The organism is Phyllobacterium brassicacearum, from assembly GCF_003010955.1.
In the GTDB taxonomy this organism is placed as follows: domain Bacteria; phylum Pseudomonadota; class Alphaproteobacteria; order Rhizobiales; family Rhizobiaceae; genus Phyllobacterium; species Phyllobacterium brassicacearum.
In genome coordinates, this window is the sequence record NZ_PGGO01000011.1 from 144,004 (window position 1) to 169,021 (window position 25,018).

Sequence of the window (25,018 nt, forward strand, 5' to 3'; positions counted from 1 at the left end):
GAGTTAAATCCGTCGCGAAATCTCGATTTAATTCAATATGTCTAGTAAATTGGTATGGTATCGCAGTTTGCGCTTGCTGAAACAGCCTTTCCACCCTTATGATTCCCTATCCGGGAGCCCCCGGTATTGCAACGCAAGAGTGAGGAGACAGGAATGCCTGGTTTGCTGCACCCACTTCATGATGGCCATGCCCCCATCATATTGCATAACGCATTTCAGGACGCCATTGACGCCTTGGAAGATTGGGAACTCGGTAACGATGAACCCGTAATTGACGTCAATGACAGGCAGGTGGCGATCAGTGCCGTCTTCCGGCGGTTGTGGACCTGCACCGACATCCTTCCTTCACGCACACTGGATGTCGTCGAGGATTTGTTGCCGTTGCGTTCAGCCGAGTTCAAGGTAGGGACGTCGACTTATGCCGATGCCGCTTACAGTCTTTGGCAGCTGTGCCTGCAGAAGCGGGCCGCCGGCTATGAAATGCGCCAGTAGGGCCTGAGTAACACGAGTTTGCATTGATCACCCGCCGGCGGCAAACCGGCGGGTGATTCATTTCGTGCGGTTGGAGCACGTTTGGAAACTCGCTGCGGCGAGGCAGATGGCGTGGTTTTCAAGACCCGGAGCGCAGCGTACTGAAAGTACGTGAGCACCGGAAGCACAGAAAATCGCGTCAGATGACCGCCGCAATAGAGTTAAGAGCGTGCTCTAGTTCCCGCTCTTATCGAGCCAAGCCTTCATCTGTTTGATCTCGCCTTCCTGTGCCGCGATAATATCCTCGGCCAGTTTGCGGATTTTGGCGTCTTTGCCGTATTCAAGTTCGACCTTGGCCATATCGATTGCACCCTGGTGATGGGCGATCATGCCAAGCACGAAATCCTTATCCGCATTGCCGGTGAATTCGATCGCCATATCCTTGTGCATTTTCGCATTGGCTGCAGCAAACGCCTTCGATGCGGCGCCCTGATCGCCGGCAGGCATCGCCGCCGCGTCGTGCTGCATGGTTTTATGTGCGTTGTGATCCTGCGCCAGTGCCGGTGAGGCGAGGGCGACGGCGGAGATCAGTCCCGCGGCAAGAAATGTCATCTTCATTGTTGTGATCTTTCCAAAGGGCCAGTCAGAAGGGCACAGGCTACGGCCCGCTCACCTGTGCGTCAGACGAATCGGAAACAATCACTTACATTCGGGGAGGCCGGGGAAGCGGAGCATCGGTGCGTGCGACCAAGGGTAATTCCTCGCCGCGTGGAATGACGATGCTGGGCTGTTGGGCGACCATTATCGGGATGTTAACCGCAGGAACCCCGATACAGGCCGCGCACACCGCCGGATGTTGTTGTTTGACATCTTGGGAGCAATGGTGCCGCTCTTCGGTACAGCCATCGGAACGATGCACATGGGCGGACGTCGATGACGTCGCGCCCATTTCAGCGGCCAGGCGGCCGGGCGCCGCAAACACCGGAACCCAGCCGAAACTGAGTGCGGTCAGAAACACGATGATTGCGGCGAATCTGTTCATGCGAACTTCATAACAACAGCGACGGCCAAATCGAAATCAACTTCTATTTATACGGCTTTTGCGGCCGCCAGTCCGTTCTCGATATCGGCGATCAGATCCGCAGTGTCCTCAAGGCCGATCTGCAGGCGGATGACCGGGCCGGCATAGTTCTGGCCAGTTATCACCCGGCCACCCAGATGGACATGCAGCGCCAGGCTTTCGTAGCCGCCCCAGGAATAACCAAGGCCGAAAATCCTCAGTGCGTTCAGGAAAGCGTGCGCCTGTTTTACGCCGCCATCGATGACGATGGAGAACACCCCGCCAGCACCGCAAAAGTCACGTTTCCACAGCGCGTGTCCCGCATGGCTTTCCAGCCCGGGGTGCAACACTTCGACGATGCCGTCCTGCCGTTCCAGCCATTTGGCGATCTCGAGTGCATTCTCGGCATGCCGTTCCATTCGGACGCCCATGGTGCGGAGACCGCGCAGGATCTGGTAGGCATCATCGCCGCTCACGCAAAGACCGAGCGCCGTATAGGCGGCATCGAGCGTCTTGAAGCATTTGTCGTTGGCCGAGATCGTCCCCATCAGGATGTCGGAGTGACCCGAAGGATATTTTGTCGCCGCGTGGATCGTAACGTCGACGCCATAGTCGAGAGCCTTGAAATAGATCGGCGTCGCCCAGGTGTTGTCCATCATGACGACGGCACCGGCCGCATGCGCCTTTTCGACAATGGCGGGAATGTCCTGCACTTCGAAGGTGTTGGAGCCTGGAGATTCGGTGAAGACGACACGGGTGTTGGGCCGGATCAGCTGTTCGATACCAGCGCCGATCAGCGGATCGTAGAATTCGGTCTCGACCCCGAGCCGTTTCAGCATCGTATTGCAGAAATGCCTCGTATTGCCGTAGCAACTGTCGACCATCAGCAGGTGATCTCCCGGCGAGAGAAATGCGAGGAGGGGAAGCGTCACTGCCACAAGCCCGGACGGCACCAGAAGTGTTCCGACCGACCCCTCCAACTCATCGATTGCCCTGCACAGGGCGTCGGTCGTCGGCGTGCCATGGGTGGCATAGGTGTATTTCTGTTTGTGGCCGGCCATGGTTTCGGCGTCGGGAAACAGCACGGTCGAGGCATGGACAACAGGCGGGTTGACGAAACCGTGATAATCGCGTGGATCGTAACCACTGTGAGCAAGCCGCGTATTGATGCCGGGTTTGACCGTCTTGCTCGGTTGCTTCTCCATCAGTGCGTCTCCATATCTTGTGTGCCTTAACCAGAGACCGTTTGAAAATTTATCCCTGATGTGTCAGCTGGTGTGGTTTTTGAGAACCGGAGCGCAGCGTACTTAAAGTACGTGAGCACCGGAAGCGCAGAAAATCGCATCAGATGACCGTCAGGGTTGAATTTGCAGACGGTCTCGAGAAGTCGATAATGCCACCGCGTGCCCGTTGCAACAGGAGAGCAGGTTTGCTTAACCGAAATGGGAAGATGACTGAAATTCCAAACCGGCAATCTGCCTTGCGGCGGACCGGTCAAGCCGTCGTTCGTTTTCTGCGCCGCATCAATGCGCCAGCCTATCCAGGTTCACCCCCGGCTTGGACCAACGCCATGTCGATGGGCGTTGTGTTGATTTTCTTCCTTGTTCTGCTGCTGCAGCCCTATGACGAATACCTGTCACGCACCCTGTGGTCCTACGGCTCATTGGGCAAAGTCCGCCATTTGACCGATATCGGCCTTTCGCAATGGTATCTCATTCCGGCCTTTGCCATTGGCGTCTGCCTCATCGGCATCGATTGGGCAAATGTTGCCCATTCGAGACGGGTGCGATTCGGTTTGGTCTATGCGCAGGCGACATTTGCCTTCTGGGCCATAGCACTCGCGGGAATCCTGACCAACATAGCGAAATTCCTGATCGGCCGGGCCCGGCCGAAATTCATCGATACGCTGGGGACGACCAGTTTCTCGCCATTCGAAGCGGGATATAACTTCGCCAGTTTCCCCTCGGGCCATTCCACGACCATGGGTGCGGTCGGTGCCGTTCTTGCCCTGTGGTTTCCGCGATGGCGTGTACCGATCATCCTCGCAACCATGTTCATCGCGTTCACCCGCATCATCGCCCGTGCCCATTATTCGACTGATGTTGTGGCAGGTTACAGTCTCGGCTTTCTCTTCACGGTTGCACTCGCCAGATTCCTTGCGGGACGCCGTACGGCCTTCCTTTTCGACGGGGACCGATTCTGGCCGATTTTACGTTTTCGTGACCGTTTTTGGCGGCCTCCAGTCAATTTGAACAAGAAATAATCGAAAATTAAGCTGCCGCGCAGCCGATGGATGCTTCTTGCCCCAATATTGGGCAAAGATTATCCCTTGACCAAAGAAGCAGAATGCCCTTCGATGCGGGGGTGAATGGGAGAGGTATTGGGCCCTCTTTTTAGGGTTAGGGGTAACCTGCCAATATGCTGTTTTTTCTCTCTGGGAACGACGGGCAACAACCAAAGGGTACACGTGTTATGAAAAATATTGTCTTGAAGGGCGCGTTGGCTGCCTCGGCGCTGGTTCTCCTGGCGACCGCAGCCTCGGCTGCAACACTTGACGACGTCAAGAAGAAGGGATTCCTCCAGTGTGGCGTCAATACCGGTCTCCCGGGATTTGCCTCACCGAACGATAAGGGTGAATGGTCGGGTTTCGACGTTGATTATTGCCGCGCCGTTGCTGCAGCTATTTTTGGCGACGCGACGAAAGTGAAGTATACGCCACTGTCGGCGAAGGACCGTCTTCCTGCTCTGCAGTCCGGCGAAATCGATGTCCTGATTCGCAACACCACCTGGACGCTGAGCCGCGATACCCAGGGTTTCGACTTCACGGGCGTCAACTATTATGACGGCCAGGGTTTCATGATCAACTCGAAGAAGCTGTCGGGCATCAATTCCGCTCTGCAGCTGTCGGGCGCTTCCGTTTGCGTTCAGGCTGGCACAACGACTGAGCTCAACCTCGCCGATTACTTCAAGTCGAACAAGATGGAATACAATCCGGTCGTGTTCGAGAAGGTTGAAGAGGTCAATGCGGCCTATGATTCGGGACGCTGTGACGTTTATACGACCGATCAGTCGGGCCTTTATGCTTACCGCTTGGCGCTGTCGGCCCCAGCCGATCACGTTGTGCTGCCGGAGATCATCTCCAAGGAGCCGTTGGGACCTGTCGTTCGTCAGGGTGACGCGCAATGGGCCGACATCATTCGCTGGACGCATTATGCGATGTTGACGGCCGAGGAACTTGGCATCACCCAGGGCAATGTCGAAGAGTTGAAGACCAGCGACAACCAGGAGATCAAGCGCGTTCTCGGCCAGGAGGCCAATACCAAGCTTGGAACGGACCTCGGCCTGACCAATGATTGGGTCATCAACATCGTCAAGGCCGTTGGCAACTACAGCGAAGTGTTTGAACGGAACATCGGCTCGGGCAGCCCGCTCAAGATTGCGCGCGGTATCAATGCGCAATGGAGCAAGGGCGGTCTGCAGTACGCAATGCCGATCCGCTGATCGCTTAAGCGATCATTTGAAGAATCGGGCGAGGGGGCTTGTCCCCTCCTCCAAACAAACAAATAATAATAAGAACAAACGTTTAAAAGAAACGAGGGGTTATGGCATCGCAGGATATTACGCCTGTCGGCAGAGACAGCGCAAAAGCATCACTTTTATACGATCCGAAATTTCGCGGTTATATTTTTCAGGCCGTGACCGTTCTTGTGATTGCAGGTCTGGTCTACTGGATCGTCAACAACACCATTGCCAATCTGCAGCGCGCGAACCTTGCATCCGGCTTTGGCTTCCTGGACGGACGCGCCGGGTTCGATATCAGCAGCAGTCCGTATCTCAGCTACACGAGCGATTCGACCTTTATCAAGGCTTTGGCAGTCGGCATTCTCAACACGCTGACGGTTGCCGTCGTTGGCATCATCACCGCAACGATCATCGGCTTCATTATCGGGATAGGCCGTCTTTCGCACAATTGGCTCATCCGCAAGCTTTGCACCGTCTATGTCGAGGTATTCCGCAATATCCCGCCCTTGCTGGTCATTTTCTTCTGGTATTTGGGTGTCCTGTCTGTTCTGCCGCAAGCGCGCGAAAGCATCAAACTGCCATTCAGTACCTTCCTCAACAATCGAGGTTTGTTTTTCCCGGCACCTGTGTTTGGTGAAGGCTCCTGGCTGATCGGCGCAGGTCTCATTGCCGGCATTATCGGAACGTTCTTCGTCCGGCGCTGGGCTTACAAGCGCCAGATGGCGACCGGTCAGCAATTTCCCGTTGGCCTGACGGCGTTCGGCCTCATTGTCGGCCTTCCGCTCTTGGCTTTGATTATCCGGGGTTTCCCGGTTTCATTCGACTATCCGGTTCTGGGTGCATTCAATTTGCGGGGTGGCACGCTCATTGGTCCGGAGTTCATGTCGCTCTACCTGGCCTTGTCCTTCTATACCGCGTCCTTCATTGCCGAGATCGTCCGTGCCGGCATTCGCGGTGTCGGCAAGGGCCAGAGCGAGGCATCCCATGCGCTTGGATTGCGGGCGGGACCGACAACGCGGCTGGTCGTGGTGCCGCAGGCGATGCGCATCATCATCCCTCCGCTCACGAGCCAATACCTCAACCTTACCAAGAACTCGTCCCTGGCTGTCGCGATCGGCTATCCTGATCTCGTTGCAGTCGGCGGGACGATCCTCAACCAGACCGGTCGCTCGATCGAAGTGGTGGCGATCTGGATGGTCGTTTATCTCAGCGTCAGCCTGCTCACATCTGTCTTCATGAATTGGGTAAACGCCAAGATGGCACTGGTGGAGCGCTGATCATGGATAACAATCTCAGCTTCGTCCGCACCGAAATGCTTCAGGGCCAGACCCCGCCGCTTGGCGAAAGGGGTATCGTCAGGTGGATGCGTACCAATCTCTTTGCCACGCCGCTTGATACGGCTCTGACGCTTCTGGCCATCCTGGCGCTCGCCTGGTTTCTGCCGGGTATTATTAATTGGCTGTTCGTCAATGCCGTCTGGTCTGGACCAGACCGGTCCGTTTGCTCGACGGTGGCTCAGGGCGGCATCCAGCCCGAAGGCTGGTCCGGTGCCTGCTGGGCTTATGTGAACGCCAATTTCAACCAGTTCATGTATGGCCCCTATCCGGTGGACCAGCATTGGCGCGTCAACCTCGTCGCGATCATATTCGTTTTGCTGCTGGTTCCGCTGCTCATCCCCAAGGCACCCTACAAGGTGCTGAATGCGGTCGTGTTCTTCTTTATTTTCCCGATCGTCGCGTTCATCCTCTTGGTCGGTGGCTGGTTCGGCCTCCCTTATGTCGAGACCTCCTCATGGGGCGGGTTGCTCGTCACCCTCACACTTTCCTTTGTCGGCATCGCGGTATCGCTGCCGCTTGGCATTGTGCTGGCGCTCGGGCGGCGGTCGAAGATGCCGGTCATCAAGATGCTCTGCGTCATCTTCATCGAAACGATCCGCGGCATTCCGCTGATCACGGTCCTGTTCATGGCCAGCTACATGCTGCCCCTGTTCCTGCCTCCGGGCGTATCCTTCGACAGATTCTTGCGCGCGTTGATCGGCGTGGCACTGTTCGCGTCGGCCTATATGGCCGAGGTGGTTCGCGGCGGTCTCCAGGCCATTCCAAAAGGGCAATATGAAGGTGCGGATTCCCTCGGGCTCGGCTACTGGCAGAAAACCGGATTGATCGTCCTGCCACAGGCGCTGAAGCTGGTTATTCCGGGCATCGTCAACACCTTCATCGGCCTGTTCAAGGATACGAGCCTCGTGACTGTGATCAGCATGTTCGATCTGCTCGGAACCGTGAAACAGCACTTTTCCGACGCGAACTGGATTTCGCCGCAAACACCCATCTCCGGCCTGATCTTCGCCGGCTTCGTCTTCTGGATTTTCTGTTTCGGAATGTCGCGCTATTCCATCTTCATGGAGAGCCGGCTCGATACAGGACATAAGCGCTAAGGAGTTTCCTATCATGACAACCGAAAACGTTGTTGACCCCAACGAAATCCACGTCGACCGCTCGCTGTTGCACGTCTCCAAGACGGATGTAGCCGTCGAGATCATCAACATGAACAAGTGGTATGGTGATTTTCACGTCCTCAAGGACATCAACCTGAAAGTGATGCGCGGCGAGCGCATCGTCATTGCTGGACCGTCCGGCTCGGGCAAGTCTACCATGATCCGCTGCGTCAACCGCCTGGAAGAACACCAGAGCGGCAAGATCCTGGTTGACGGCATCGAGCTCACCAACGATCTGAAGAAGATCGACGAAGTGCGCCGCGAAGTCGGCATGGTGTTCCAGCACTTCAATCTGTTCCCGCATCTGACCATTCTGGAAAACTGCACCCTGGCACCGATCTGGGTTCGCAAGATGCCGAAAAAGAAGGCTGACGAGATCGCGATGCACTATCTGGAGCGCGTCAAGATCCCGGAACAGGCCAATAAATATCCGGGCCAGCTCTCCGGCGGCCAGCAGCAGCGTGTGGCGATCGCGCGTTCGCTATGCATGAACCCGCGCATCATGCTGTTCGACGAGCCAACCTCGGCGCTCGACCCGGAAATGATCAAGGAAGTGCTGGATACGATGGTTCAGCTCGCCGAAGAAGGCATGACCATGGTCTGCGTTACCCACGAAATGGGCTTTGCCCGCCAGGTCGCCAACCGCGTGATCTTCATGGACCAGGGCCAGATCGTCGAGCAGAATGCGCCGGCAGAGTTCTTCGACAACCCGCAGCACGAGCGGACCAAGCTCTTCCTCAGCCAGATCCTGCACTAAGTAATTCGGTAGCGATAACACCACAAACAGCGGCCTTCGTGGCCGCTGAAATTTCTAGATAAGTTTTTTCAACAATGCCATTTTGCATCAGGAATTATTATGGACAAATTTCAAGAGACTTCGAGTGAACAGCTGAAGGAACTCCTGGCGCTGGAAAAAATGCGTAACAATGAGATTCAAAAATACACGGCCGCAGCATTGGATAGGCTTTCGACCGCATCAGCTGTGGTTGGTGTTCTTGGGCCCATCGTAAATATGGTGACCAATGGAGTTGGCTTAACTTCTCAGCTACTAACCATTGTGTACAGCTTGGTTCTCTCGACCGCACTTCACGTGCGTGGTAAGATTATGCTCAAAGTTGGATTGAGATGATGTTGGAAGATATCCTATCGCTTTTGTTTTGGATGACCTGTGTGAGCTTAGGGGCAATGCTTTGGGCTCAATATGAGTCGGAAAAGGTGCAAAAAGAAACAGACGAGCGCATCGCAGAAATCAATCGAGAACTGAGACGCCGCACCGCACCCGCCGAATAATCATTTCTGATCAAGCGGTCCTTCCGCATCAAACCCGTAAAGCCAATCAAAACCCTTGACGAATTTCTCCACCGGCCGGTTGCGCAGCAAGATATTGCGCGCCACAGCGACCGGTCCTCTGGCGTGGTAGGCCAGCTGGTTCAAGGCGCCGCGCCGCACGACAGCCGTTATGCGCTGCGTCCGGGCGCTGGCGAATGCGCCAAGGGCCGCATCCCATTTGGTATTGTCGGCGCCAAGCGCTCCTGCCAGGGCGCAGGCATCTTCGATGGCCATGGCCGCGCCCTGGGCCGCAAAGGGCGTCATCGCATGGGCGGCATCGCCGATCAGCACCAGCCGGTCCTCGAGGCGGAAGCGGCATTTCTTCATCTCGAACAGCCGCCACGGCGTCCATGGCTTGCCCGCACGCAGAACGTCGCGGATACCTTGATGCCAACCGGCGAATTCCCGGACAAAGGTCTGGCTGACACCTTCCGGATTGATCTGCAGATCCCAGCGGCGGCCATTTTGCCGGTCAGGCGCAACGGCGACAAAATTGATCATCTGTCCGGAACGGATCGGGTAGGCGATCAGATGGGCGTTGGCGCCAGTCCAGGCGATGACATTGGTTCCAGGCGGCATGAGCGCATTGAAACTTTCGGGCAATTCGTCAACGGCAACGGAGGATCGCCATGCGATGGTGCCGGTATAACGGGCGCGATCCGTATCTGACATGGCGGTACGTGTGTTCGACCACACACCGTCCGCCCCGACCAGCAGGGCGCCCCGATGTTCCTCGATGCGGTCGTGATACTGTGCCCGGACGAGTATCGTTTCCGCGTCCGCCTTGTGATGCGTCACCGCCGATTGTAGCTGGACGATAATATTTGAACGGCTGCGCACCTCCGTGAGCAGCGCATTTTGCAGGTCGGCGCGATGACAGACGATGTAGGGCGCTCCCCAGCGTTCCTTTGCCTGTCCGCCGATCGGCAGGTGCAGCAGTTTCTCGCCACTTGTCCCGTCTTGCAGGCATATGGCTTGCGGTTCGACGGACGAATGTTTCAACCGCTCCAGCACGCCCAGCCGGTCCAAAAGCCGCGTCGCATTCGGCGACAGTTGCAATCCCGCGCCGATTTCCGCGAGCGTCGCGCTTTTCTCGAAAATCCGGACCTGAAATCCCTTGTCGCTCAGCGCCAGTGCCAGTGTGAGGCCGGCAATCCCGGCACCGGCAATGATGATCTGTTCAGGATTGGGACTTCGCCTGTTTCGTTCCGTGGTCAGATCAATGAGAGCTGCGCTCAAGTCGCCCTGTCCACATAGGTGCAGCCTTCCGGAACGGTGGCATCGGCGGCAAGCGATGCATCATAGCGGTAAAGCGTCGAGCAATAGGGGCAGACCTTCTCATTGTCATCGCCGAGGTCAAGGAAGACATGCGGATGGTCAAAGGGTGGATTGGCGCCGACGCACATGAATTCCTTCACGCCGATCGAGATCGTCGCATGACCAGCGCTGTTCTGGAAATGAGGGATGCTGTGTCCAGCCATAATTTTGCTCCTGAGGCTCTACCTGCGGCATGCGTCCAATTGGGCGCACGAAGGACGCAGTCGCGCAATTGACTTCTCTTTCGTCTCGGTTTGTATCATCCTGATTACGATTTCAAGACGAATGCTATCAAAGTGTCAAAAGACTTGCTTAGGGTGGGTTTTTGCCACGACATTATTAATCGGAGAATGACTATGAACGAACAGTCACCAGCGATTCCGGAAGCAGTCGAGAAAGTCGACCTGCCGGATCTGCCCACGAGTGTGGACCGGTTCGTCAATCGCGAATTTTCCTGGCTGCAGTTCAACCGGCGCGTGCTCGAAGAGGCGCACAACAAGCATCAACCGCTGCTTGAACGCCTGCGTTTCCTGTCCATTTCCGCAGCCAATCTCGACGAGTTCTTCATGGTGCGCATTGCCGGCCTTGCGGGGCAGGTGCGTGCCGGCGTTTCCGACCGCAGTGACGACGGCCGTACACCACAGGAACAGCTCGAATTCGTTCTGGAGGAAGTTGGACGGCTACAGCAAGCACAACAAATCAGGCTCAATGAGCTGCGTTCCGAAATGCTTCATGAGCATATCGAGATTGTCCGGCCCGACAGGCTGACGAAGGGCGAGCAGGCTTGGTTGGAAGATCACTTCCTCGAAACGATCTATCCGGTTCTGACCCCGCTTGCCATCGATCCTGCGCACCCGTTCCCGTTCATTCCCAATCTTGGCTTCACCATCGCCATGCTCCTGAACCGGAGCACCGACAACCGGCCAATGACCGCCCTGCTGCGCCTGCCGCAGGCGTTGAAGCGTTTCATCCAGATTCCGGATGAGGGTGGACGCTTCCGCTTCCTTACCCTGGAGGACGCGATCGGCCTTTTCACCGGGCGTTTGTTCCCCGGCTACGAGGTCAAGGGCGCGGGCACTTTCCGCATCATCCGCGACAGCGATATCGAGGTGGAGGAAGAGGCCGAAGACCTCGTGCGCCTGTTCGAAAGCGCGCTGAAGCGCCGGCGCCGCGGCCAGGTGATCCGCATCGAGTTCGATGATGAAATGCCGGAAACGCTGCGCAGTTTTGTTGCCACCGAACTCGGTGTTCCTGACAATCGCATCAGCGTTCTCAATGGCCTGCTTGCGCTGAACATGATTTCCGAGATCGTCAACATTCCGCGCGCCGACCTGAAGTTCGTGCCCTACAATCCGCGCTTCCCCGAGCGCGTGCGCGAACATGGCGGCGATTGCCTCGCAGCCATCCGCGAAAAGGACATCGTCGTCCATCACCCGTATGAATCCTTTGACGTCGTTGTCCAGTTCCTGCGCCAGGCCGCAGCCGATCCGGACGTCGTCGCGATCAAGCAGACGTTGTATCGCACCTCCAATGACAGCCCCATCGTACGCGCGCTGATCGACGCGGCGGAAGCCGGCAAGTCCGTGACTGCCTTGATCGAGCTGAAGGCGCGATTTGATGAGGAAGCCAATATTCGCTGGGCGCGCGATCTGGAAAGGGCCGGCGTGCAGGTGGTCTTTGGCTTCATCGAGCTGAAAACCCATGCCAAGATGTCGCTGGTCGTGCGCCGCGAGGAGCACAGGCTGCGCAGCTATGTGCATCTCGGGACAGGCAATTACCATCCGATCACTGCCAAGATCTACACCGACCTGTCATTCTTCACCTGCGAGCCTTCGATCGGCCGCGATGTCGCGCAGATCTTCAACTACATCACCGGCTATACCCCGCCGTCGGGCGAAATGGGGATCGCCGTTTCACCGATCTCGCTGCGTCCACGGATCCTGCAGCACATCGCTGAGGAGATTGAACACGCGAAAGCCGGCAGGCCGGCGTCGATCTGGATGAAGGTGAATTCCCTGGTCGATGCGGAGATCATCGACGCGCTGTACGAAGCCAGCAGGCATGGTGTCGAGATTGATCTGGTGGTGCGCGGCATATGCTGCCTGCGGCCGCAGGTCCCGGGACTTTCCGACAATATCCGGGCAAAATCCATTGTCGGGCGCTTCCTCGAACACAGCCGGATCTTCTGCTTCGGCAATGGCCACTCCATGCCTTCGGAAAAGGCACTGGTCTATTTCGGTTCTGCCGACATGATGACGCGCAATCTCGACCGCCGTGTCGAAACCCTTGTTCCGATCACCAATCCAACTGTGCATCAACAGATTCTTTCACAGATTATGCTGGCCAACCTTCTCGACAACCAGCAGAGTTACGAGTTACTAGCTGACGGAACCTCACGCCGGATTGAGCCGGCCGATGGAGACGAACCTTTTAACGCGCAGGAATATTTCATGACAAATCCCAGCCTTTCCGGCCGAGGTAAGTCGCTGAAGTCTTCAGCACCCCGATTGATTGCGCATCGCAAACGGTCAAAGAGAAACAAGGCTGCATGATTTCTGCTGCACAAGGACGCGTACAGGGGCGTCAACCGGCCGCGGTCATCGACATCGGCTCGAACTCCGTACGTTTGGTGGTCTATGAAGGCGTAACCCGGTCTCCGACTGTACTATTCAACGAAAAGATCCTGTGCGGTCTCGGCAAGGGGCTGGTGAAAACCCGCAAGCTGAATGTGAAGGCAATGCAGAGCGCGCTGCGCGCCCTGCGCCGCTTCCGTGCGCTTGCCGATCAGGCCGGGGCGGTTTCGCTCGATGTCCTGGCAACTGCCGCGGCACGCGAGGCGGAGAATGGCTCGCAATTCATCAAGGAAGCCGAAGCTTTGCTCAAGGAGCCGATCAAGGTTCTGTCGGGCAGGGAAGAGGCCTATTATTCGGCACTCGGCATCATCTCCGGTTTTCATGATCCGGACGGAATTGCCGGCGATCTCGGCGGCGGCAGTCTTGAGCTGGTCGATATCAAAGGCCGCCAGATCGGCGATGGCATTACCCTTCCGCTCGGCGGCCTGCGTTTGCAGGACATGTCGAATGGCGATTTGACCGAAGCGACCAACATTGCCAGGAAACATCTGTCGACGGCGAAACTTCTCGCCAATGGCAAGGGCAGGGCGTTTTACGCGGTTGGCGGCACGTGGCGAAATCTCGCCAAACTGCACATGAGCGCAAAACACTATCCGCTTCATGTCATGCATCATTATGAGATCCCGTTTGATGAAGCCCAACGCTTCCTCAAGCTCGTCGCGGCAGGCGATCTCGATTATATGCGCGGCATCGACGACGTTTCCAAAAACCGCCGCTCGCTCCTGGCCTACGGTGCCATAGCTCTTCTCGAAACCATCCGGTTGATGCGGCCATCGAACGTCGTGTTCTCGGCAATCGGGGTACGGGAAGGGTTTCTCTACTCGCTCCTGCCGGAGAGCGAACAATTGGAAGATCCGCTGATCTCCGCGGCAGACGAATTGGCTGTGCTGCGCGCCCGGTCTCCAGCCTACGCTCGCGAGCTGGCAGACTGGAGCGGCGAAGCATTTGCCGCTCTCGGCTATGAAGAAACCGAGGATGAAAAGCGTTATCGCCGGGCCGCATGCCTGGTTGCCGATATCAGCTGGCGCGCGCATCCGGACTATCGCGGCAGCCAGGCGCTGAACATGATTTCCAACGCCGCCTTCATTGGCATCGATCATCCTGGTCGCGCTTATATAGCGCTTGCCAATTTCTTCCGGCATGAGGGCATTACCAACAGCGTGGCGGATCCAGAACTTGCCGCCATCGCCAGTCCGCGCCTGCTCGAATATTCGCGGGTTCTCGCCGCGATCATGCGGATTGTCTATCCATTCTCCGCATCGATGTCGGGCGTTGTCCCAAATCTTACATGGAAGCCGACTGCCGAAGGTATCGATCTGGTCGTCAACAAGTCGAAAGCCGATCTGATCGGCGACGTGCCCGAAGGCCGTCTTCAGCAGCTGGCGAGGCTGACCGGCAAGAACCTGAATATGGTTGTCGGTTAAGGCAACGCTTGTCAGGTGCGGGCCGATCGTGGTTCTGTGTTGTGATTTTGCCGTACTGTTTCTTGGAGAAAAAGTTGGACGATTATCGCCCCGCATCATGGCTTGAAGTGGGTTCAAGGGATCAGGAAATTACCGACTTTCGTCCATCCATTTTCAAATACGTGATGATGCCCCTTTTTACGTCAGGAATGATGGTGCTAACGGTTCGCACCGCGTTCCAATATTCCCCGCCACCCAGGAATTCCGTATTCAATTACTATATGTCCTGGCCGATGCTCCCCCTGTTCGCAGGCCTGATCCTGCTCTGCCTCTATCAAATTGCAATGTACAGAAGGCCGGTCATATCACTGTCGCCGGAAGGATTGCTCGACGGGCGCATTGGAACCGACATCATTCCCTGGCCAGCGATCGAAAGGATCGATGCAAGGGTCACCGGCAGGTACAAGTTCATCAATATCGTGGTGCGCAAGGAGTGGAAGGAACGCCTTGGCCCGGCGCTGCTTGCTTACATCAGGAGAGGGAGCAAGGCTCCGGAATCGAGAGCGGTATGCATTTTCCCGGGCTTGCTCGATGAAAGTCCACGCGATGTGGCATCCGCAATCGAAAGATATCATCGCCGCTTCGGTAAGGCTTAGCTCGTCGGCATTTAGTGAAGAGGCTATATTCAAGCAAATCCTTTCTCCCCCTCAAGGGGAGGCAACCGGCGCCAACGAACCCAACACGTCTATTTGCGAGAACCACCGATCACGCCCATGTGAGAGGTTGTGTGTTGATGAAGTCTTTTGGCAACGCCAATGTCTGCCGATGAAAAGCAGCTCGTTTCCGTTCAATCGCCGCACATTCCTGATGTCCTCGCTGGCCGGGGCCGGCTATGCGCTGGCGCCCGGGCTGGCGCGATCCCAATCTGTGGGCACGGCTGCGGCGTTCGAACCTGCTACAACCAACGACATTGTGCAACAGGCCGGTCTGTTGCCTGCCTTGCATACACTCATTGTTTCCCGGCAAGGGCAGCTCGAGATCGAGCGGACGTATCGCGGTCCAGCCGCTGATCGTCCGGTCAATGTGAAATCCGTGTCCAAGACGATCATCGCAACTCTGGTTGGGATTGCCATTGATCGCAAGATATTCGCGGGGATCGACCAGCCTATCGCACCGCTTCTGGCCGACCGGCTGCCGCGCGATGCCGACCCGCGATTGCAGCGCGTGACCATCGGCAACCTGCTTTCCATGCAGGCCGGACTGGAGCGCACGTCGGGCCCAAATTATGGGCGCTGGGTCGGTAGCAATGATTGGGTGCGTTATGCGCTGTCGCGTGAGTTCGTCGATGAACCGGGCGGCGGGATGCTCTATTCAACCGGCAATTCCCATCTCCTCTCGGCGCTGTTGACCGTCAAGACGCGGCGTTCGACGCTGCAGAACGCGCGGGATTGGATAGGCAAGCCCCTCGACATCAACATTCCGCCTTGGCCGCGCGATCCGCAGGGCATCTATTTCGGCGGCAATGATATGCTGCTTTCGCCGCGAGCTATGCGTGCATTCGGTGAAATGGTTCTGAATTCCGGTGCAAGCGGCGGCAGACAGATCGTGCCCAAAGGGTGGATCGAAGAGTCGTGGAAGCCGCGGACCAGTTCGCCGTTCACCGGCGATTCCTATGGCCTCGGCTGGTTCGTTTCAACGACAGCAAGCAACAATCCGTTCTACTACGCCTGGGGCTTTGGCGGGCAGATGATCTACGTTGTGCCGCACGCTTCCCTTGTGATTGTCATGACCTCGGATCCCACCGCGCCATCCGGCCGCTCTGGCTATGTGCGCCAGCTGCATGATCTGGTGAGCCAGCGCATTGTGCCTGCTGCCGAGGCGCTTGACGGTTAGCTTGAATTTCAGGCCGTGGCGGCGGCCTTCTTGCGCGACGGCAGCGTCATGGCTGCGACCCCGGCGATCACAAAAATGAGGCCGAACCACGCAGTCGATGCCAGGGTTTCGCCGAGGAAGAGAATGCCGATGCCGACGCCGATCGGCACGCGCAGGTAAGCCTGCGACGTGGTGCTGACCGAGCCCAGCGTATGGATGAGCCTGAAATAGATCACGAAGGCGAGGGCGGTCGAAAATACCGAAAGGCCCAGCAAAGCGAGAATCGAGTCGGCCGAGGGCGTGATCGTCCACGGTTGATCGAAGACCAGGCTAACCGGGATGAGCAGGACGGCGCCGCAGATCAGCGAACCGGCCGCGGGTATCATCGGGTCGAGGCCCTTGAAGCCGCGCCCGAAAATGGCGGCGCAGGCATAGGAGATCGTCGCGACCACAATCGCCAGTTGTGAAATCAGCTCTTTGCCCAGACCGTCGAACGCTTCGAGTCCGATGATCAGGCTGATGCCGACAATGCCGGCAGCAACCCCGAATACTTTGCGGCCCGTCACCGCCTCGTGGCGGGTGATCAGAACCGTCAGCAGGAACGCGAAGATCGGCGTTGTCGAGTTGAGGATCGTCGCCAGTCCCGCATCGACAGTCAGTTCCGCCCAGGCGATCAGGGTGAACGGGATGACACTGTTGATGCAGGCCTGAATCAGAAACCGCTTCCAGATGGCCGGATCCCGGGGCAGCCATAGTCCCCGCATCTTGATGATTGCAAGTAGCAGTCCGCCAGCGATCAGCGTCCGTGCCGCGATGAAGGTGATTGGCGGAATGGTTTCGACACCGATCTTGATGAACGTGTAGGACGCGCCCCAGAGTGTTGCGAGGACCGCGAGGAGGGCAATTTCTTTGGCGAATGCCGGCGTCTGTGATGCGGGGGCGGACATGTTTGCTTTCCATCGGGAGGGTGATCAATGCGACGATAGTAGCGGGGGTGATCCTGCCAATGCTTCGATCAAGGCCGAACTGTCGGTTTCGAACGCGGGTACTCCGACCTCATACGCAAATCGTACGGGCTCGCACGATTCCTGTACGATAATTGCCGATTCTGGCACAAGAATCGGCGAATTCGGTACTGGAATTGAAATCCTGGGGTGCAATCTGGTTGCATGTAATTGAGACCGCTACTCAGCGGGCCAAGTCACCGCACGGATTTTCCTGTTTTCGAATTTGAGGCAAAGCTCGCCATTGATGAGTTGCAGGGCCTTCTCGCCAAAGACTTCGCGCCGCCAGCCTTGCAGTGCCGGAATGTCCTCGACATCGCCTTCTGCCGCAATCCGGTCGATCTCATCGGTGGTCGCGACCACCTTGGCGGCGACGCCGTGCTCTTCCGTGACAAGCCGCAACAATACCTTCAGGAGCTCCGCCGCGGCCCCGGCGCCTTCCGGCGACTGCACCGATTTTGGCAGCCGCGGCATGTCTTCCTTCGGAAGATCGAGCGCAAGATTGACCGCATTGAGTAGGCCGGTTGCCATGTTGGAGCGCTCCCAACCCTTTGGAATCGTTCGCAAACGCGACATGGCTTCCGTGTCGCGCGGTTGCTGCTGCGCGATCTCGTATATGGCGTCGTCCTTGAGCACTCGTCCGCGCGGAACATTGCGCTCGCGCGCTTCCCGTTCGCGCCAGGCGGCAACGCTCCGCAGAACGGCGAGCTCGACCGGCTTGCGCAGCCGCATCTTCAGCCGCTTCCACGCATCGTCCGGATGCATGTCATAGGTCTCGCGCGCGGTGAGGATTTTCATCTCGTCGAGGACCCACTCGGTGCGGCCTTCCTCCTCGAGGCTCTTCTTCAGATGCAGATAGATGTCACGCAGATGAGTAACGTCTGCCAGGGCATAGTCGAGCTGTTTCTCGGAGAGCGGACGCCGCCGCCAGTCGGTGAAACGTGAGGATTTGTCAATCTGGGCGCCAACCACCCGCTGCACCAGCTGGTCGTAGGCGATTGCATCGCCGAAGCCGCAGACCATGGCGGCGACCTGCGTATCGAACACCGGATGCGGGATCAGATTGCCGAGGTGAAAGATGATTTCGATATCCTGCCGGGCGGCATGAAACACCTTGACGATCTTTTCATCGGCCATCAGCTTAAAAAACGCAGCAAGATCAAGGCCAGGCGCCAGCGCGTCGATGATGGCAGTATGATCGGGAGAGGCCAGCTGGATAACGCAGAGCTCCGGCCAGAACGTGGTCTCCCGGATAAATTCCGTATCGACGGTCACGAAATCGGATTGCGAAAGGGCGGCGACAGCCTGTTCAAGTTGATCTGTGGTTGTAATCATTGTCATGAAATTTCTATAGCGAACGGATTGGCGTTTGTCTCGCTCTCGCAATCCTGATCTTGACAAATCACCCTCAAAATGCGCTTGTCCGCCCAAATTCTTGGGGCTTCGGGGCTCGTCCCACGCCTTCCGGCAGCCAGCACATAAATATCAGAGGCACATATCATGCACCGTTACCGCAGCCATACCTGCGCCGCCTTGCGTAAATCGGACGTTGGTTCGACTGTTCGTCTTTCCGGCTGGGTTCACCGCGTCCGCGATCATGGCGGCATTCTCTTCATCGATATCCGCGATCATTACGGCCTGACACAGATCGTCGCCAGTCCGGATTCGCCGGCATTCAAACTGGCGGAAACCGTGCGAAGTGAATGGGTTATCCGGGTTGACGGCGAGGTGAAGGCCCGCACCGAAGACACCGTGAACCCCAACATGCCGACCGGCGAAATCGAAGTGTTTGCCCGCGACATCGAAGTGCTTTCCGCGGCCAAGGAACTGCCGTTGCCGGTGTTTGGCGAGCTCGAATATCCGGAAGACATTCGCCTCAAATACCGCTTCCTCGACCTGCGCCGCGACACGCTGCACAAGAACATCATGTCGCGCACCAAGATCATCGCCGCCATGCGCCGCCGCATGACCGATATTGGCTTCAACGAGTTCTCGACGCCGATCCTGACGGCTTCCTCGCCGGAAGGTGCACGTGACTTCCTCGTGCCGAGCCGTATCCACCCTGGCAAGTTCTACGCTCTGCCGCAGGCGCCGCAGCAGTACAAGCAGCTCATTATGATGTCCGGCTTCGACCGCTACTTCCAGATCGCGCCGTGCTTCCGCGATGAGGATCCGCGTGCCGACCGCCTGCCGGGCGAGTTCTACCAGCTCGACATCGAAATGAGCTTCGTCGAACAGAATGACGTTCTTTCGACCATGGAACCAGTCTTGCGCGGTGTTTTCGAAGAATTCGCCGCTGGTAAGCGGGTCACCCAGGAGTTCCCGCGCATCGCCTATGACGATGCTATGCGCAAATATGGGACGGACAAGCCGGACCTGCGCAATCCGATCGAGATGCAGGCTGTCACCGAACATTTTGCTGGATCCGGTTTCAAGGTCTTCGCCAACATGATCGCCAACGACCCGAAGGTGGAAGTCTGGGCGATCCCGGCAAAGACCGGCGGCTCGCGCGCATTCTGCGACCGCATGAACTCCTGGGCGCAGGGCGAAGGCCAGCCGGGGCTCGGTTATATCTTCTGGCGCAAGGAAGGTGAGGCCCTCGAAGGGGCTGGACCCATCGCCAAAAACATCGGTCCTGAGCGCACGGAAGCGCTGCGGATCCAGCTTGGCCTCGACGATGGCGATGCCGCATTCTTTGTTGCTGGTGATCCGAAGAAGTTCGTGTCTTTCGCCGGCGCGGCTCGTACGCGGGCCGGTGAAGAGCTGAACCTTGTCGATCGTGACCAGTTCAAGCTGTGCTGGATCGTTGATTTCCCATTCTTCGAATGGCTCGAAGACGAGAAGAAGATCGATTTCGCCCACAATCCTTTCTCCATGCCGCAGGGCGGTATGGATGCGCTGGAGAACCAGGATCCGCTGACGATCAAGGCATTCCAGTACGACATGGTCTGTAACGGCTTCGAGATAGCCTCGGGCGGCATCCGCAACCATCTGCCGGAAACGATGGTCAAGGCGTTTGAGGCTGTCGGGCACTCACGCGAAACTGTGGAAGAGCGCTTTGGTGGTCTCTACCGCGCGTTCCAGTATGGTGCCCCACCGCATGGCGGTATGGCTGCTGGCATCGACCGCATCGTCATGCTGCTGGTTGGCGCGAAGAATCTTCGTGAAATCACCATGTTCCCGATGAACCAGCAGGCCTACGATCTGTTGATGAATGCCCCTTCGGACGTGTCGCCGGCCCAGCTGCGCGATCTGAACATACGCCTGAATCCGGTGAAGAAAGAGGATTAATAACTTCCTCTAATCGACTCCAAACAAACAAAAGCCCGGCATCACTGCCGGGCTTTTTGTTTGACGGTGCCACCAATTACTGATTGGCGACGACGGTTACCCGAAGCGTCTTGATCAGCGATTTCGGATCGGCCATGCCGCCAGCGGCTATGATAGCGAAGGGAACCGGCTTTGCCGGTGCCGCCTTGACCTCAATCGTTTTCGGATCGTCCAGATAGGTGCTTACGGCCTGACCAAGCGCTTGGGAAAATTCCGCATTGCCGAGCTGTGCCGCTGCCATGGGGATGATCGCCTTGGCCTGGTTGATCAGGTCGGCACGCTTGGCGCCCTGCTGATTGGCGACATAGTCCAGAGCCTTGTATGTTACCGATGCGTCCTCAAAACGAACGGACGCCCCGGTGAAGCTCAACTGCTGCATCAGACCAAGCATAGCCATGCCCTGTGCATCGTCAGGTTTGCCCTCCATGTTCTTGGTGGCTTCCTGCAGGCCTTTGATGAAATCCAGCGTATAACCGGAGATATCGAACGTCAGGCCGAGCGTACCGGCATTGTCGGCGATAAAATCCATCTTTTCGAAATTGAGACGGCCATCGGACAGGCTCCAGGTGCCGTTCATCGCGATTTTCCCGGAGATCGTCTCATACCCCAGTGCTTTCAGGGCGTCCTTGGTCTTCGGATCTTCAACATCGGAAAGATCGGCTTCGAAACTCTCGACATTGGAGGAGAAGGTGACAGGGCTCGTCTCGCTAAGCGGAGATATGGTGGCGGTGAGATTATCAGCGGTGAAAACATCCTTGCCCTTGGCATTGACGTTGAGATGCTTCACCTCCGCTCTCTCGTACTGCAGCATCTTGGCCAATGGCTCGGTTGCGCCCTCGGCAGGAAGGGTGATGCCTTGGAGGCTTATACCGTCGATACTAACCTTGTTTTCTGGTGCGCCTTCCGGGCTGAAATCGATATCGGGCATTGTCAACGAGCCGATCTTGAAGCCGCCACCCGAAACATCGCTGACGTCGCTTAAGGTAACATCACCGGCATTGAAGCTTTCCTTGACCCCTGCAGTGGATACCTTGGTATCCTTCAGGATAACAGTCGAGCCATTGGTTTCGACGCTGCCATATTCAATCGCGCCACCCTGTTCGGCATAGACCGCTTTCAACCGTGCGGCGACGGCATTGCCATCCACCGCAAAGGCCGAACCGGCAAACACGACGACAAGAGCAGAGGTTGCCGCGAGAACGCGCGCACCGGATTTCAAAGAGTGGATTGGAAGCATGGTTTCATCCCTATTGGCTCAGTATTTGAAGCCTATTGCATGGGGCGCGGCGAAACTATGACGAGCGTCGGGCAATGGGCAATAATTCTTAGTCCGGCGCTAGAAAGTCAGATTTGAAGTTGCAGCGCAAGCGTCACGCGCTTCCTGGCCCAAATGCCGGCAACTGCCTGTGATCTTGGCGAATCATTGCTTGCCCGGGATTCCTCGAATTGATAACCCATTGACATGGGAAAAAGCCTGATTCCGCCTGACAATGGCGACGACGACAATGTAGAACCGGTTGATCTGAAGGCAGCGTTGGAAGAGCGCTATCTGGCCTATGCGCTTTCGACAATCATGCACCGCGCTTTGCCGGATGTACGGGATGGGTTGAAACCCGTTCACCGCCGCATCATGCACGCCATGCGACTGTTGCGTCTTTCGCCGGATCAGGCCTACGCGAAATGCGCGCGTATCGTCGGCGAGGTCATGGGTAAATTCCACCCGCACGGCGACCAGTCGATCTACGATGCGCTTGTGCGTTTGTCGCAAGACTTTGCGGTACGTTATCCGGTCGTCGATGGGCAAGGCAATTTCGGCAACATCGACGGCGATAATCCCGCCGCAATGCGTTACACCGAAGCTCGGATGACCGATGTCGCCATGCTTCTGCTTGAAGGCATCACCGAGGATGCTGTCGATTTCCGCCCGACCTATAATGAGGAAGACGAAGAACCGATCGTCCTTCCGGGCGCGTTTCCGAACCTCCTGGCCAATGGCTCGTCCGGTATTGCCGTCGGCATGGCGACGTCAATCCCGCCGCACAACGTATCCGAGCTCTGCGCTGCCGCACTGCACCTGATCAAGTATCCGGACGCGACGGTTGAAGAGCTGATGTCGCAAGCGGACGGCGAAGATCCCCTGAAGACCAAGGTTCGCGGTCCGGATTTTCCGACAGGCGGAATCCTGGTCGAAAGCGCTGACGCCATCCTCGATGCCTACAAGACCGGCCGTGGCGGCTTTCGCTTGCGCGCGCGCTGGCATGTCGAAGATCAGGGCCGTGGCACCTGGATCATTGTCGTTTCCGAAATTCCCTATCAGGTGCAGAAATCACGGCTGATCGAAAAGATCGCCGAGTTGATGATCGCCAAGAAACTGCCTTTGCTTGACGATGTGCGCGACGAATCCACAGAGGACGTGCGTCTCGTGCTGGAGCCAAAGAGCCGCAGCGTCAACCCTGATATCCTTATGGAATCCCTGTTCAAGCTGACCGAGCTCGAGACGCGTTTTCCGTTGAACATGAATGTGCTTTCCAACGGCAAGGTGCCGAATGTCCTCTCGCTGCGTGACGTTCTGAAGGAATGGCTGGAGCACCGCAAGGATGTGCTCATCCGCCGTTCATGTCATCGCCTGAGCGAGATCGAGCGCCGCCTCGAAATCCTTGGCGGCATGCTGATCGCCTATCTCAATATTGATGAGGTCATCCGCATCATCCGCGAGGAGGATGAGCCGAAGCAGGAGATGATCCGTCGCTTCGAACTTACAGATGTTCAGGCCGAAGCCATCCTCAATATGCGGCTGCGTTCCTTGCGCAAGCTCGAGGAATTCGAAATCCGCAAGGAATTCGAGGGGCTTACCACGGAAAAGCACGAGATCGAGCAGCTCCTCGGGTCTGAGCCCAAGCAGTGGCAGACGATCTCCTGGCAAATTTCGGAAATGCAGAAGAAGTATGCGCCCGATACGCTGCTCGGCAAGCGCCGCACGACGTTCGCCGACGCGCCGCAGCACGATCTGACCGATATCCATCACGCCATGATCGAGAAGGAGCCCGTTACGGTCGTTGTCTCCGAGAAGGGCTGGCTGCGCGCCATGAAGGGGCATTTGCCCGACTTCTCCGCGCTTACTTTCAAGGAAGGCGATAAGCTCAAGCTGGCCTTTCATGCGGAGACAACAGATCGGATTCTGGTCCTGACCACCGGCGGCAAGTTCTACACGATCGGCGCCAACAGCCTGCCCGGCGGACGCGGTCATGGCGAGCCAATCCGTATCATCGTCGACATGGAGAACGATCAGGACATTGTAACGGCCTTCGTGCACAATCCGGAGCGGAAGCTGCTGTTGTCTTCGCATGTCGGTAATGGCTTCATCGTGCCCGAGGCGGAAATCATCGCCAATACCCGCAAGGGCAAGCAGGTGATGAACGTCAAGGCGCCCGACGAGGCGCGCCATTGCATACCCGTCACTGGAGACAGCGTCGCAATCATCGGCGAAAACCGCAAGATGCTGGTGTTCCCGCTCACCGAGGTCCCGGAGCTTGGCCGCGGCAAGGGTGTCCGCCTGCAGCGCTACAAGGATGGCGGGGTCTCCGACATTCGGGTCTTTACCATGGCGCAGGGGCTGACGTGGCAGGATGCTTCGGGCCGCAGCTTCACCCGCGGGAAGCTGGAATTGCTGGAGTGGGTTGGGCCACGGGCTACCGCCGGGCGCATGGTGCCCAAGGGATTCCCGCGTTCCGGTAAGTTTTCGTAAGAGCAATTTGTGTCAGCAGTGATTCGAGAATGATCATTCTCGTATTGACGGTATCTCGCTGGTGCTATAAATGAGAGAGAACGTTCTCTCTTTTTTGGAATCCTATGGTTGATCACGTCTTGCCAAAGCAAGCAGCGAATTTTGCCGATGATGACGCGGACGATACATCGCACTGCTTCGTAGCCAAATTGTTCGGAAAACGCGCGCGCAATCGCGAAGCGCAGGAAGAGCGCATCCTCAACGCGGCGATAACATGTTTCATTCGCTCGGGCTTTCGGGGCGCCTCCATGAACGAGATTTGCTCCGAAGCCGGCATGAGCCCTGGCGCGCTTTACCGCTATTTTCCGTCAAAGGAAGCTATCATCGAGAAGATATCCGCTGCTCATCGCCAGCAAAGCGCCGAAATCCTCGATCGCATGTTGAAATCCGACAACATTATCGATGCAATTACCCAAGTGGGTATCGACCATGTCCGGCAAATGTCACTGAACACCACCGGGCCGGGACCTCGCGATTCCAATGCCCGTCTGTTTGTGGAAGTGCGCGCAGAATCCATGCGCAACGAAGGTGTTGCTGCGATCTGCGAACTCCACGAGGGCCTGATGCGTGAAAAACTCTTCGCGGCGTTTGACGCAGCCAAGGAGCGCGGGGAGATTGATCCCATTGTGGATATGGAACTCCTCGTGGCAACGCTCGCCGCGATGGGCGAGGGAATCATCATGCGTAATTTCCCTTCGCAAGGTGTGCCCGTCGAAGCGCTGGAACCAGTGTTCCGGGCCCTCGCCGAGGCCACGTTGCGCCCGACAAAGTCTTTAGAAAACAAATAGTTATCGCTCTT

The 25,018-nt window shown here is 57.2% G+C and carries 22 protein-coding genes; 14 read left to right on the forward strand and 8 right to left on the reverse strand.

Going from position 1 to position 25,018, the window contains the following annotated elements:
- Positions 1 to 153 precede the first annotated feature (153 nt).
- A complete protein-coding gene (locus CU102_RS16000) occupies positions 154 to 492 on the forward strand; it encodes a BRA0787 family protein (RefSeq protein ID WP_106712095.1) in 339 nt (112 codons plus the stop codon).
- Between the two features lie 213 nt (positions 493 to 705).
- Here CU102_RS16000 and copM read toward each other — a convergent pair whose 3' ends face one another.
- The 3 genes from copM to CU102_RS16015 form a co-directional block, all read right to left on the reverse strand.
- Positions 706 to 1,089 (reverse strand): CopM family metallochaperone, encoded by a 384-nt coding sequence (gene copM / locus CU102_RS16005; protein ID WP_106712096.1) that lies wholly within the window; start codon positions 1,087 to 1,089, stop codon positions 706 to 708.
- A gap of 85 nt (positions 1,090 to 1,174) precedes the next feature.
- On the reverse strand, positions 1,175 to 1,513 hold the full coding sequence (locus CU102_RS16010; RefSeq protein ID WP_106712097.1) for a hypothetical protein: 339 nt from the start codon (positions 1,511 to 1,513) through the stop codon (positions 1,175 to 1,177).
- A gap of 47 nt (positions 1,514 to 1,560) precedes the next feature.
- Positions 1,561 to 2,736 carry a cystathionine beta-lyase gene (locus CU102_RS16015; protein WP_106712098.1) on the reverse strand — a complete coding sequence of 392 codons (1,176 nt, stop codon included), beginning with the start codon at positions 2,734 to 2,736 and terminating at the stop codon, positions 1,561 to 1,563.
- A 245-nt stretch (positions 2,737 to 2,981) separates the two neighbouring features.
- Here CU102_RS16015 and CU102_RS16020 point away from each other — a divergent pair, with 245 nt between their 5' ends.
- The 6 genes from CU102_RS16020 (at position 2,982) to CU102_RS16045 (ending at position 8,676) form a co-directional block, all read left to right on the forward strand.
- A complete protein-coding gene (locus tag CU102_RS16020; RefSeq protein ID WP_166648452.1) occupies positions 2,982 to 3,794 on the forward strand; it encodes a phosphatase PAP2 family protein in 813 nt (270 codons plus the stop codon).
- Between the two features lie 209 nt (positions 3,795 to 4,003).
- Complete coding sequence (locus CU102_RS16025; RefSeq protein WP_106712143.1) at positions 4,004 to 5,032, forward strand: amino acid ABC transporter substrate-binding protein; 1,029 nt, start codon at positions 4,004 to 4,006, stop codon at positions 5,030 to 5,032.
- Between the two features lie 101 nt (positions 5,033 to 5,133).
- On the forward strand, positions 5,134 to 6,330 hold the full coding sequence (locus CU102_RS16030; protein WP_106712100.1) for an amino acid ABC transporter permease: 1,197 nt from the start codon (positions 5,134 to 5,136) through the stop codon (positions 6,328 to 6,330).
- 2 nt (positions 6,331 to 6,332) lie between these two features.
- Positions 6,333 to 7,487, forward strand: a complete 1,155-nt coding sequence (locus CU102_RS16035) for an amino acid ABC transporter permease (protein ID WP_106712101.1) — start codon at positions 6,333 to 6,335, stop codon at positions 7,485 to 7,487.
- 13 nt (positions 7,488 to 7,500) lie between these two features.
- A complete protein-coding gene (locus CU102_RS16040; RefSeq protein WP_106712102.1) occupies positions 7,501 to 8,304 on the forward strand; it encodes an amino acid ABC transporter ATP-binding protein in 804 nt (267 codons plus the stop codon).
- 99 nt (positions 8,305 to 8,403) lie between these two features.
- Positions 8,404 to 8,676: a hypothetical protein gene (locus tag CU102_RS16045; protein WP_106712103.1), complete on the forward strand. Its 273-nt coding sequence runs from the start codon at positions 8,404 to 8,406 to the stop codon at positions 8,674 to 8,676.
- Between the two features lie 161 nt (positions 8,677 to 8,837).
- Here CU102_RS16045 and CU102_RS16050 read toward each other — a convergent pair whose 3' ends face one another.
- Together CU102_RS16050 and CU102_RS16055 are read right to left on the reverse strand one after the other, a co-directional pair.
- Positions 8,838 to 10,115: an FAD-dependent monooxygenase gene (locus CU102_RS16050; protein ID WP_166648453.1), complete on the reverse strand. Its 1,278-nt coding sequence runs from the start codon at positions 10,113 to 10,115 to the stop codon at positions 8,838 to 8,840.
- A complete protein-coding gene (locus CU102_RS16055; RefSeq protein ID WP_106712105.1) occupies positions 10,112 to 10,357 on the reverse strand; it encodes a zinc-finger domain-containing protein in 246 nt (81 codons plus the stop codon). The genes CU102_RS16050 and CU102_RS16055 overlap by 4 nt, the downstream gene beginning before the upstream one ends.
- Before the next feature lie 192 nt (positions 10,358 to 10,549).
- On the opposite strand from CU102_RS16055, the gene CU102_RS16060 reads away from it, so the two are divergent.
- The 4 genes from CU102_RS16060 to CU102_RS16075 all read left to right on the forward strand — a co-directional run bounded on the left by CU102_RS16060 (position 10,550) and on the right by CU102_RS16075 (position 16,122).
- Entirely contained in the window at positions 10,550 to 12,745 is a 2,196-nt protein-coding gene (locus tag CU102_RS16060; RefSeq protein ID WP_106712106.1) for an RNA degradosome polyphosphate kinase, read from the forward strand.
- Complete coding sequence (gene ppx / locus CU102_RS16065) at positions 12,742 to 14,250, forward strand: exopolyphosphatase (protein WP_106712107.1); 1,509 nt, start codon at positions 12,742 to 12,744, stop codon at positions 14,248 to 14,250. Before CU102_RS16060 ends, ppx begins: the two co-directional genes overlap by 4 nt.
- A 74-nt stretch (positions 14,251 to 14,324) precedes the next feature.
- Positions 14,325 to 14,885, forward strand: a complete 561-nt coding sequence (locus CU102_RS16070) for a hypothetical protein (RefSeq protein ID WP_133624563.1) — start codon at positions 14,325 to 14,327, stop codon at positions 14,883 to 14,885.
- 169 nt (positions 14,886 to 15,054) lie between these two features.
- The gene (locus tag CU102_RS16075) at positions 15,055 to 16,122 is read left to right on the forward strand and encodes a serine hydrolase domain-containing protein (RefSeq protein WP_106712109.1); all 1,068 of its coding nucleotides are present in this window, start codon (positions 15,055 to 15,057) and stop codon (positions 16,120 to 16,122) included.
- 8 nt (positions 16,123 to 16,130) lie between these two features.
- Here the strand turns inward: CU102_RS16075 and CU102_RS16080 are convergent, their stop codons facing one another.
- A complete protein-coding gene (locus CU102_RS16080; protein WP_106712110.1) occupies positions 16,131 to 17,048 on the reverse strand; it encodes a DMT family transporter in 918 nt (305 codons plus the stop codon).
- Between the two features lie 237 nt (positions 17,049 to 17,285).
- A complete protein-coding gene (rnd, locus tag CU102_RS16090; RefSeq protein WP_106712112.1) occupies positions 17,286 to 18,446 on the reverse strand; it encodes a ribonuclease D in 1,161 nt (386 codons plus the stop codon).
- Between the two features lie 159 nt (positions 18,447 to 18,605).
- On the opposite strand from rnd, the gene aspS reads away from it, so the two are divergent.
- Positions 18,606 to 20,396, forward strand: a complete 1,791-nt coding sequence (gene aspS, locus CU102_RS16095; protein WP_106712113.1) for an aspartate--tRNA ligase — start codon at positions 18,606 to 18,608, stop codon at positions 20,394 to 20,396.
- A gap of 76 nt (positions 20,397 to 20,472) precedes the next feature.
- Here aspS and CU102_RS16100 read toward each other — a convergent pair whose 3' ends face one another.
- The gene (locus CU102_RS16100) at positions 20,473 to 21,672 is read right to left on the reverse strand and encodes a hypothetical protein (protein ID WP_106712114.1); all 1,200 of its coding nucleotides are present in this window, start codon (positions 21,670 to 21,672) and stop codon (positions 20,473 to 20,475) included.
- Between the two features lie 225 nt (positions 21,673 to 21,897).
- On the opposite strand from CU102_RS16100, the gene parC reads away from it, so the two are divergent.
- Together parC and CU102_RS16110 are read left to right on the forward strand one after the other, a co-directional pair.
- Positions 21,898 to 24,180, forward strand: coding sequence for a DNA topoisomerase IV subunit A (gene parC / locus CU102_RS16105; protein WP_106712115.1), 2,283 nt, complete (start codon positions 21,898 to 21,900; stop codon positions 24,178 to 24,180).
- Between the two features lie 104 nt (positions 24,181 to 24,284).
- Positions 24,285 to 25,007: a TetR/AcrR family transcriptional regulator gene (locus tag CU102_RS16110; RefSeq protein WP_106712116.1), complete on the forward strand. Its 723-nt coding sequence runs from the start codon at positions 24,285 to 24,287 to the stop codon at positions 25,005 to 25,007.
- Positions 25,008 to 25,018: the final 11 nt, after the last annotated feature.